Source organism: Dyadobacter sp. HNCC25DJ183, assembly GCF_056895175.1.
Map to the genome: position 1 here is coordinate 192,046 of NZ_JBXHAP010000001.1, position 10,907 is coordinate 202,952.

7 protein-coding genes are annotated in these 10,907 nt (G+C 47.6%); 5 read left to right on the plus strand and 2 right to left on the minus strand.

Annotated elements, in window-relative coordinates; translation table 11 throughout:
• Positions 1 to 33 precede the first annotated feature (33 nt).
• The 4 genes from AC1XTG_RS00750 (at position 34) to AC1XTG_RS00765 (ending at position 3,561) form a co-directional block, all read left to right on the plus strand.
• Positions 34 to 978 (plus strand): helix-turn-helix transcriptional regulator, encoded by a 945-nt coding sequence (locus AC1XTG_RS00750; protein WP_056288018.1) that lies wholly within the window; start codon positions 34 to 36, stop codon positions 976 to 978.
• A gap of 71 nt (positions 979 to 1,049) precedes the next feature.
• The gene (locus tag AC1XTG_RS00755; RefSeq protein ID WP_484840630.1) at positions 1,050 to 1,574 is read left to right on the plus strand and encodes a DinB family protein; all 525 of its coding nucleotides are present in this window, start codon (positions 1,050 to 1,052) and stop codon (positions 1,572 to 1,574) included.
• A 48-nt stretch (positions 1,575 to 1,622) separates the two neighbouring features.
• Positions 1,623 to 2,165: an NADPH-dependent FMN reductase gene (locus AC1XTG_RS00760; protein ID WP_484840631.1), complete on the plus strand. Its 543-nt coding sequence runs from the start codon at positions 1,623 to 1,625 to the stop codon at positions 2,163 to 2,165.
• A gap of 109 nt (positions 2,166 to 2,274) precedes the next feature.
• On the plus strand, positions 2,275 to 3,561 hold the full coding sequence (locus AC1XTG_RS00765; RefSeq protein WP_056288010.1) for an O-acetylhomoserine aminocarboxypropyltransferase/cysteine synthase family protein: 1,287 nt from the start codon (positions 2,275 to 2,277) through the stop codon (positions 3,559 to 3,561).
• Positions 3,562 to 3,810: 249 nt separating this feature from the next.
• On the opposite strand, the gene AC1XTG_RS00770 is transcribed toward AC1XTG_RS00765, so the two are convergent.
• On the minus strand, positions 3,811 to 5,958 hold the full coding sequence (locus AC1XTG_RS00770; protein ID WP_484840632.1) for a S9 family peptidase: 2,148 nt from the start codon (positions 5,956 to 5,958) through the stop codon (positions 3,811 to 3,813).
• A 364-nt stretch (positions 5,959 to 6,322) separates the two neighbouring features.
• On the opposite strand from AC1XTG_RS00770, the gene polA reads away from it, so the two are divergent.
• Positions 6,323 to 9,196, plus strand: a complete 2,874-nt coding sequence (gene polA / locus AC1XTG_RS00775; RefSeq protein WP_484840633.1) for a DNA polymerase I — start codon at positions 6,323 to 6,325, stop codon at positions 9,194 to 9,196.
• Positions 9,197 to 9,278: 82 nt separating this feature from the next.
• Here the strand turns inward: polA and AC1XTG_RS00780 are convergent, their stop codons facing one another.
• Entirely contained in the window at positions 9,279 to 10,874 is a 1,596-nt protein-coding gene (locus tag AC1XTG_RS00780) for a SusD/RagB family nutrient-binding outer membrane lipoprotein (protein ID WP_056288004.1), read from the minus strand.
• Positions 10,875 to 10,907 lie beyond the last annotated feature (33 nt).

Below are 10,907 nucleotides of genomic sequence, written 5' to 3' on the forward strand. Positions count from 1 at the left end.
ATCTTTGCGTCTGATCTCTTCTTACCGACGCAAATGAACCGCTTTGACCGCATTACTGCCATTTTGATACAGCTTCAATCCCGCAAAATCGTCAAGGCGCAGGATTTGGCCGAGCGCTTTGAGATCAGCCTCAGGACAGTTTACCGGGATATCAATTCGCTTGCAGAAGCGGGCGTACCGATTATAGGCGAGGCAGGTGTCGGTTATTCCATTATGGACGGCTATCGCCTGCCTCCCGTTATGTTTACCAAGGAAGAGGCGCGGACTTTCATCACTGCCGAGAAGCTGATGGAGAAGTTTACCGATTTCTCGACACAATCGCAGTACCAGTCGGCTATGTTTAAAGTGAAAGCTGTACTGCGGAGCAGTGACAAATCAATGGTGGAAAACTTGGAAAACCACATTGAAGTCCGTAAAAACCACCACGCTTTTCACAAGCCTAACAGCAACACCCTCGACGTACTTCTGAAAAGTATCTCGGAAAAGAAGATTGCCAGGATTAACTACAATGCGATCAACAGCGACGACCCGATGGAGAGGATCGTGGAACCGGTTGGGGTATATCACGAAAATAGCTACTGGTACACCATTGCCTACTGCCACCTTCGCAACGATTACCGCAATTTTCGCTCCGACCGCATTCTGAACTGCGAACTGACCGACCGCTCTTTCGAACACAAGCACGCGCCGCTGAAAGACTTCCTCGAAGAAACCTACAACCACGCCGATCTCCGGCTGGTGCGGATCAGAATGGACAGAAAGATCGCGCGGTACATTCGTGAACAACGCGCGTACTACGGATTTGTCTCCGAAACAATCAAGGATGATGAAGTCGAAATGAGCTTCCTCACTCCTACTCTTGAAGGTTTCGCCAGATGGTACCTGATGATCGCGCCGAATGCACGGATTTTAGAACCGGTATCTTTAAAAAACACGATCAGGGGCCTTGTAGCGAAGATTTCAGAAAACCTCGATTAACGTCGAAGCTGCTGACATACTGTTGTCATCTGACTGGGTTTACTTTGTCATAAACCAAAACAACAGCTAAAATGTCACAACTCACTGCAACTCCCGCAATCGAATCCAGTCTGGCTTATCTGATGCAGAATTACGCGGATTACAACCACTGGGCAAACTGTACATTGATCAACTGGTTAAAAACAAAACCAGGTGAAGTTGTTGAAAGAGAGGCACTTTCAAGCTTTCCGACGATCCGTGAAACGCTCATTCATATCGTTGAAACACAGCGATACTGGCTGTCGGTGATCAATCCGGATGCTGATTACAGCGGCCAGGATTTCGATGGAGACCTGGACGAAACTTTTTCCTTTGTTATGGCCCAATCTCAGGAGCTTGCAGAATACGTTGAGACATTGTCGCCGGAAGATTTGTCGGAGGAAACACTTGTTGTAAATCCGTGGTTCGAATGCAACTTTCCCAAGTTTGAATACATTATGCAATGCATGAACCACAGCACTTACCACCGCGGACAGATTGTGACCATGGGGCGAAATCTTGGTTTCACCGATGCGCCGATGACAGACTACAACTTCTACAATGTAATGGCTAAGTGACGATCACTTGCTGGTAGATTTGTATCCTGAAATGCGCTAACTTGTATCATGGAACAAATTAAAATTCTCGGGATTTCAGGAAGCCTTCGTACCGATTCAACAAACACCATTATCCTGAATACATGCAAAACATTGCTGCCTGCCAATGCGACACTCACTGTCTTTCAGGGCCTGGACCTGATCCCGCATTTTAGTCCGGGGCTGGAAGACAATGAGGCTGTCGCCAGATTTAAGTTAGCCGTCGCGCAGGCCGACGCAGTTATTTTCTCCACTCCTGAATACGCATTCGGGCTGCCTGGAACTTTGAAGAATGCATTAGACTGGACGGTTGGGACGGGTGAATTCAATGCCAAACCGGTTGCTGCAATCAGCGCGTCGCCATTGAATACGGGCGGCGATAAGGCGCTTGCTTCCCTCCTGCTTACACTGGCGGCGCTAGGCACTTTGCGGAACGATCACTCCTCAGCTGCCATTCCCAACATCAAGGGCAAAATAGAACAAGGCTACGTCACTGATATTCAAACGTTAGATATGCTGCGTGCACTGATTAATAACCTGACAAGCCTGCTGAACCTGCGCGGGGTAAATTGAAGCGGAATTATCCAATTTATTATCCCGCAAACAAAAGACTACCAAACCAGTATAGTTGTATCGTTATTTTAATACATTTGGGTTTAATCCACATAAAACGTATTAAAATATGAAATTTGAGACCTTGCAGCTACACGCAGGCCAGGAACCAGACCCTGTAACCAACTCACGTGCGGTACCTCTTTACCAGACTACATCCTACGTTTTCAACAATGCCGAACATGCGGCAAACCTCTTTGCATTAAAGGAATTCGGAAACATCTACACCCGGATCATGAATCCGACCAACGATGTTTTTGAGAAAAGAGTGGCTGCTCTGGAAGGCGGTGTTGCCGCATTGGCTACTGCATCCGGGCATTCAGCGCAGTTTTTGGCGATTAATAACATTACGACTGTCGGAGATAACTTCGTCACTACTTCATTTCTGTACGGCGGTTCTTATAACCAGTTCAAAAATTCATTCAGGAATATCGGCGTTGAAGCAAGGTTCGCTGATGGAGACGATGTGAGCAGCTTTGAAAAGCTCATCGATGATAAAACCAAGTTCATCTATCTCGAAACAATCGGAAACCCAAGTTACAGCGTTCCCGATTTCGAGGCATTTGCCGCATTGGCCAACAAATATGATCTTCCATTGATCGTGGACAACACCTTCGGTGCTGCCGGGGCTATTTTCCAGCCTATCAAACATGGTGCTCACGTAGTTGTACAATCTGCAACCAAATGGATCGGTGGACATGGAACATCTATCGGTGGCGTGATTGTCGACGCTGGTACCTACAATTGGGGCAACGGTAAATACCCGCAGTTTACTGAACCTTCACCAAGCTACCACGGACTGGTGCTCAACGATGTATTTGGAATCGGCGGTCCGTTTGGCAACATCCAGTTTATCATCCGCGCACGCGTGGAAGGTTTGCGCGACTGGGGTCCGTCACTATCTCCATTTAACTCATTCTTGTTCCTGCAAGGTCTGGAAACATTGTCCCTCCGCGTGGAGCGTATCGGCGAGAATGCATTGAAACTCGCGCAGTGGCTGGAACAGCATCCTGCGGTGGAAAGCGTCAACTACATCGGACTGGAAGGCAACAAGTACAATGCGCTGGCTAAAAAGTACCTGACAAGAGGTTTCGGAGGCGTTTTATCGTTCGCGCTGAAAGGAGAAAAAAGCCAGGCCGAGAAGTTTGTAGATAACCTGAAACTGATCAGTAACCTGGCCAATGTAGGCGACGCAAAAACGCTTATCATTCACCCGGCGTCGACCACGCATTCGCAGCTCTCACCCGAGGAGCAGATTTCAGCAGGTGTACACCCTACCCAGCTGCGTATCTCGGTAGGTATCGAGCACATAGACGACATCAAAGCAGATATCGAACAAGCAATCGGAGCATTGTAAAGGCAATCGGCGATAGGCAAAACAAAGCCCAAATGCCGTCAGGCATACAACATCGGTAGACATGCAATATCGGTGTAACAGAACGCAAATGCCATTAGGCATGCAACAACATCACAAACGTTACATCCCTACGGGATTTCTACCGAGGTTTCATCCCTATGGGATTGTGAAAAGCCAGGTTGCCGTTCGGCGCCTGGCTTTTTTGATCAAGATCTATGTTCGACGGCCGACAGCCGACAGGCTCTCCACCTACTTCTCAATCCCTTCCAGCGCGAACATAAATGCGTATTGTAATGCGATTTCTTTGAGATAGTCGAAGCGGCCTGAAGCTCCGCCGTGGCCTGCGTCCATATTGGTTTTCAGGATTAATACATTTTTATCCGTTTTGTGCGTCCGCAGGCGGGCTACCCATTTGGCGGGCTCGAAATATTGCACCTGACTGTCGTGCAGGCCCGTCATCACCAGCATATTCGGATAAGCCTTTTTCGCCACATTATCATAAGGCGAATAGGATTTCATGTACGTGTAAGATTCCTTGTTCTTTGGGTTACCCCATTCATCAAACTCGTTTGTCGTCAATGGAATGCTTTCGTCCAGCATGGTTGTAACCACATCCACAAACGGTACCACCGAGATAATCCCGTTCCAGAGATCAGGCCGCAGGTTGGAGACGGCGCCCATCAGCAATCCGCCAGCACTTCCCCCCATCGCGTACAGGTGCCGCGTTGACGTATAGTTCTGTTCGATCAGGTATTCGGCACAATCGATGAAATCGTTGAATGTATTCTTCTTTTTAAACATTTTCCCGTCTTCATACCACTGCCGCCCCATTTCCTGTCCGCCGCGGATATGTGCAATGGCGAACACGAAACCCCTGTCGAGCAGGCTCAATCTTGTGCTGCTGAAACTTGCATCCGTACTGTAACCGTACGAACCGTAAGCGTAGAGTAAAAGCGGTGTTTGCGGACTTCTGCCCGTTTTCTTTTTATAAACAATGGATATCGGAATGCGGACTCCGTCGCGGGAATTTGCATAGAGCCTTTCTGTTACATACTCTTCGGGATTGTATCCGCCCACCACTTCCTGGCGCTTCTTCAATTCCTTCTTCTTCGACTCCATATCGTAGTCGTAAACCGAGCCTGGCGTTGTGAGCGAGGTATAAGTGTAACGCAGGTTTTTAGTGTCGTACTCGGGATTTCCGGAAGGATGCGCGGTATACGCCGCCTCGCCGAAGTCAACGTAGTGCTCCGAATTGTTTCTCAGATCGCGTACCCTGATCTGCAGCAAACCGTTCTTGCGCTCACTTACGACCAGAAAATTCCTGAAAACCTCAATATTTTCAAGCAGCACATCATTTCTGTTCCCAATTACTTCCTTCCAGTTTTCTACGCCTGTGTTCGAAACCGGCGTCTCCATTAACCGGAAATTGAGTGCATCCTTGTTGGTAACGATCAGGAACTTGTCTTCATGGTGATCAATCTCGTACAGCACATCCTTCATTCTCGGCTGAAAAACGTGGAATTCACCCTCAGGCTGATCCGCATCGAGAATGCGGTACTCCGACGACATGGTGGCCGAAGAACCGATTACAATGTATTTCTCCGACTTGGTTTTGCCTACTCCTATGTAATTGCTTTTGTCCTTTTCTGCATAAACAACCACATCCTTCTTCGCGTCGGTACCCAAAGTGTGACGTTTGATCTTCTCGCTAAGCAGCGTTTTCGCATTTTTAGAGGTATAAAAAAGCGTTTTATTGTCATTTCCCCATTCATATCCGGGATCAGTGCGCGGAATGGCGTCAGCGAAATCCTTTCCTGTTTCCAGATTTTTGACAAACATGGTATACTCCCGTCGCGAGACAGTGTCCACACCATAAGCCAGCAGCTTGTTGTCCGGACTTACACTGAAACCATCCGCAGAATAGTAATTATGTCCCTCGGCGAGCTGATCTACATCAAGAAGTATTTCCTCAGGAGCTTCCAGCGTACCTTTCCTGCGGCAGTATTTAAAATATTGTTTCCCTTCCTCACTCCTCGTGTAATACCAATATCCGTTTGTGAAAACGGGCACGGATTCATCCTTCTCTTTGATCCTGCCCTTCATTTCCGAAAACAAATCCTCCTGGAATTTCTTCGTTCCAGCCATCAGCGTGTCTGCATATGCATTCTCCGCTTCGAGGTATTCTACCACTTTGTTGCTGTCGGGACCGTTACTGAAGTAGTCCGCCATCCAGTAATATTCATCATTCCTTTTGTCGCCATGCATTCCGGTTTCATGGTCTTTCTTCTCTGCTACGGGCGCTTTCACGTCCGGCCATTGATATGCTTTTCTGTCCAATTTCTTGTTTTGATTACATGAAAAAACGATAACAGTTAACAGGAGTAAAATAATTCTCATTATCAGATGTATTATTAAATGTTTAAAATGTATTATATGTGAAATACTTATTCAGCTTTTCAAATGATTTATATTATAGGTACTTTAAATAGGTTTGTCATATATAAAATAGGTTAGTAATCTTCTAGTTATCATTATTTTAAAACTATAAATACATTTAATACTCTTACAGATTTACGATATTTATTGAATGTAACATACTTTTAATACTTATCGTAAATTCAATACTAACGTAACTATTATAACATTTAAAAAGAACAAAACCGTATGCGCTTCTGAATCAGCAAGCTACAAAAATACCTTCGTTATCCCTGTCGGTCGTTCGACTTACGTTATATTTGAGTCTTGTAACAAGACTTACCTCATGGATAAACCCGTTCATAAACTCTTTCTGCTCGACGCAATGGCGTTGATATACCGTGCACACTTTGCATTCATCAAAGCGCCGAGGATTACATCGAAAGGTTTAAACACCAGTGCCGTGTTTGGATTTACAAATACACTGCTGGAAGTACTGCAAAAAGAAAAGCCCACACACATCGGCGTCGCATTCGATACTGCGGCACCTACATTCCGCCACATTCAGTTTGAAGCTTACAAGGCGCAGCGGCAGGAGCAGCCCGAAGACATTACCGTGGCTATCCCGCTCGTGAAACGCCTGCTTAAAGCAATGTGTATCCCCATACTGGAACTGGATGGTTACGAGGCCGATGATATCATAGGTACCATCGCCAAGGAAGCTTCCATTGCAGGCTTCGAGGTTTTCATGATGACACCCGACAAAGACTACGGTCAGCTGGTGGAAGAACACGTTCACATTTACAAACCCGCCTTTCTTGGTAAAAGTGCGGAGGTACTCGGAGTGAACGAAATCCTGGAACGCTGGCAGATCCAGCGCATTGACCAGGTGATCGACATACTCGGGTTAATGGGCGATGCGGTCGACAACATTCCCGGTGTGCCGGGCGTAGGTGAAAAGACGGCCCAGAAACTGATTTCTGAGTACGATACCATCGAGAACCTGATCACGCATGCAGATGAGATCAAAGGAAAGCTCGGGGAAAAGATCAGGGAAAATTTTGACAAGGCTGTTTTAAGCAAGCAGCTGGCCACGATCGATATCAAGGTGCCTGTACCTTTTGACGCAGAAGACCTGACCGTGTGCCCCGCCAATGCAGACCAGATCGTGGAGCTGTTTGACGAACTAGAATTTAAAACCCTTAAACAGCGCGTACTGGGAATCGGACACCCGATACAGACCACGCAGGTAACCCGCCCGGTTGCAAAAAGCCAGAAAGGCCAGCTCGACCTCTTTGGAAATCCGACGGAAGAAGTGGGCAAGCAACCCGCGATCCTCAGCGAAGGCATTGCCGACGACGATGCGCCGGCACAAGCCTACGAAGACCTGAGAATACCGACAACGCGGCGCACGATCGACAATACTTTCCACAGGTACCACACAGTGGACACGCCTGAGCTCATGAAAAGTCTGGCTTATTACCTCAACCTGCAGGATGCATTCTGTTTTGATACCGAAACCACTTCGCTGGAAACGATCCACGCAGAACTGGTTGGCTTGTCATTCTCGTACCTCGCCGGCGAAGCATTTTACGTGCCCGTACCAGCCGATCGCACGCAGGCACAGGAAATCGTCGAGTATTTCAGAGGGGTTTTTGAAAATGAAAACATTGAAAAGATCGGACAGAATGTCAAATATGATCTGCTGATCCTGAAAAATTATGGTATCGAGGTAAAAGGAAAATTGAGCGACACGATGCTCGCGCATTACATCCTCGAACCCGATAAACGCCACGGAATGGACATCCTGGCCGCATCTTACCTCAACTACGATCCCGTGTCCATTACTTCCCTGATCGGCAAAAAGGGTGTGAAACAAGGGACAATGCGCGATGTAGCTATTCCTGAAATCACGCAGTATGCCGGTGAAGATGCGGATATTACTTTGCAGCTGAACGAGATCTTTTCGCGTGAGCTGCCGAAAGTAAATGCTTCAAAGCTGTATTACGAAGTCGAAATGCCGCTGACGAAAGTGCTCGCTTCTATGGAAAGTACCGGCGTGCGGCTTGATATCAATGCACTGCGGGAAATGTCGGCTGTGCTGGAATCAGACCTGCGCGTAACGGAGTCGGAAATCTACGAAGCGGCCGGACAGTCTTTCAATATCAGCTCCCCAAAGCAGCTGGGTGAGGTTTTATTCGAAAAAATGAAACTGATCGAGAAACCTAAAAAGACCAAGACGGGCCAGTATGCAACCGGAGAGGATATCTTGTCAGACCTCGAAAACAACCACGTCATCGCGCGCAAGATCCTGGACTACCGCGAGCTTCAAAAGCTGAAATCGACCTATGTGGATGCACTTCCGCTGCTGGTCAGCAAAAAAAGCGGCCGCATTCATACCTCGTACAACCAGGCGGTAGCGGCTACCGGACGTTTGAGTTCAACGAACCCAAACCTGCAGAACATCCCGATCAGAACGCCACGCGGGCGCGAGATCCGGAAGGCATTTGTGCCCGATACAGAGGAATTCCAGATTCTCTCTGCCGATTATTCGCAGATCGAGCTGCGCATTATGGCCGCATTCAGCCAGGACAGCAGTATGACGGAAGCCTTCAACCAGGGCCGCGATATTCACTCGACAACAGCCAGCAAAGTGTTCAAGGTTGATCTGGAAGACGTTACTTCGGATATGCGGCGTAAATCGAAAATGGTGAACTTCGGTATTATATACGGTATATCTGCATTTGGACTCGCTCAGCGGCTAGGTATCGCGCGTGGCGAAGCGAGTGAGATTATCCGCGCTTATTTCGAAGAATTCCCGGCTGTGAAAGGCTATATGGACCGCGTCGTAAATGAAGCACGCGAGAAGAAATATGTGGAGACGATCCTCGGGCGGCGAAGGTACCTGCCGGATATTATCTCAGGTAACCAGACCAACCGCGGCTACGCAGAACGAAATGCGATCAATGCACCTATTCAGGGCTCAGCGGCGGATATGATCAAAGTGGCGATGATCAATATTCATGACTGGATGCAAAAAGAGCAACTGAAATCCCGGATGATCCTGCAGGTGCATGACGAACTTGTTTTCGACGCGCACAGGGACGAGATTTCATTGCTGAAAGAAAAAGTAGACGACCTGATGCGGAATGCAATTCCGATGAGCGTGAGAATGGAAACCGGAATAGGTGTCGGCGCCAACTGGCTGGAAGCACATTGAGTTGTCACAATAAACAAAAGCGGGCTGCCTCAGATAAGTTGAGGCAGCCCGCTTTTGTTGAAAATGCAGGTAAGTCAAAAGCTTATTTCGACAACCAAATCTGCTGATTGATATCGTCCTTACCAGCAAACTGGCTTTGAACGGAAGCATTATAGTTTGCCTCATTCGTAGTACGTTCAGACAGCGGATACTGCCAGCGCACTGCAATGCGGCCTGAGTTACCTGTACCTACTCCCGTCATAAACTTCGGAAAGCCCGTGCGGCGGTAATTGAAATAAGCCTCCATGCCCGAATTCATGAAGAATGCGAGGTACTTCTGCGTCACGATCTGTTCAAGTCCCGCTACATTGTTGCCTGCGTACTTCACGAGCGGCTGTGCGTAATATTCATCAAAATTGAAGTTGATGGTATAGTTCGCGAAATCCGAGGCAGCGCGGCCGCCGGTTTTGGAGTAAGTCATTGTCAGTGCGCCGGTTTTTACACCATAAAATTCCTGTGAAGCCTGGATTCCCTTTTTGTACCAGTCTTCGGCACTTCCAGTTGCCCAGCCACGATTAATACCTTCCGCGATATTGAAGCACATTTCAGGATAGCCGATAATGAATGCATTCTCGCCTGTGTAATTAGAATAGTAGCGCGACCGGCTCTGGAACGAATATTCACCCGGAGCAAAGCCCGGTCCATTGTCTTTTCCGGCTTTGTTTGACATATCCGAAAGATCCTCCCCTGAACTCGCTGCGATGAATGCAGAGAAGTCCGAAGGCTGCTTGCCGGCTTTCAACTGGGCACCTGCCGGCTCTGTGGTAACCATCACGCGCGGATCTTTGCGCGCTGTCAGCAGTCCCACGTAGGTTTGTGCCATATTCTGGCGGGTCGCGTCAAAACCGAAGTTGTCGGGATTGGAAGGATACTTATTGAAGGTATTGAATTTGAATTCCAGGTTATCTCCCATTCCTTCCATCAAAGGATATTTGGCTGGATTTGAAATGATATCCGCAAACTGTGATTTCACATTCATCCCCGCCTCATTCTCTTTTTTACTCAAACGGATCAAAACGCGCAGACGGAAGCTGTTTACCACTTTCTGCCACTTTTTAAGGTCCTCGTTCAGGTAAAAATCTCCCGTTACTTTGGTATCTCCGGCAGCGATCAGCGTTGTCATTTCTGCATTCGACTGGTCAAGCCAGGTCAGGATCTGCATGTAAACATCCTTTTGAGAATCGTATTTAGGAGTTACATTTTCCAGCCCGAGCAAAGCCTCGCTCATCGGGAGATCACCCGCCCTTACAGACATTTGATCAAAGAAAAACGCCCGGAAAAACTTGCCCATCGCCGAGTAAACTTTCGCGTCGGTAGCGCCGGCACGTTTAGCTTCCTCTTCCATTTTGATCACATTCTTCAACGTAGGGTAATGGTTTTCGAAGGAAGACCATTGATACTCATTGTTTCCGTAATAATTATAATTAATCGCGTAAAACTGGTTCCAGCGCATTTCGTCGCTGAAAGGCGTACCAATCTTATTATACATATCCATTTCAATTCCCTTCAAAACGAGGGAAGCAGGGGCAGTTACGGGCCGGTTCGGATCTTTTTCCAAATCCTCAAAGCTCCTTTCGCACGACGAAAGCGTGAATGCGAAAACGGCGCTTAATCCCAGAAGTTTTATGTTCAATTTCATTGTTTTGAATATTTTCAAGTGACAGTTTAAACA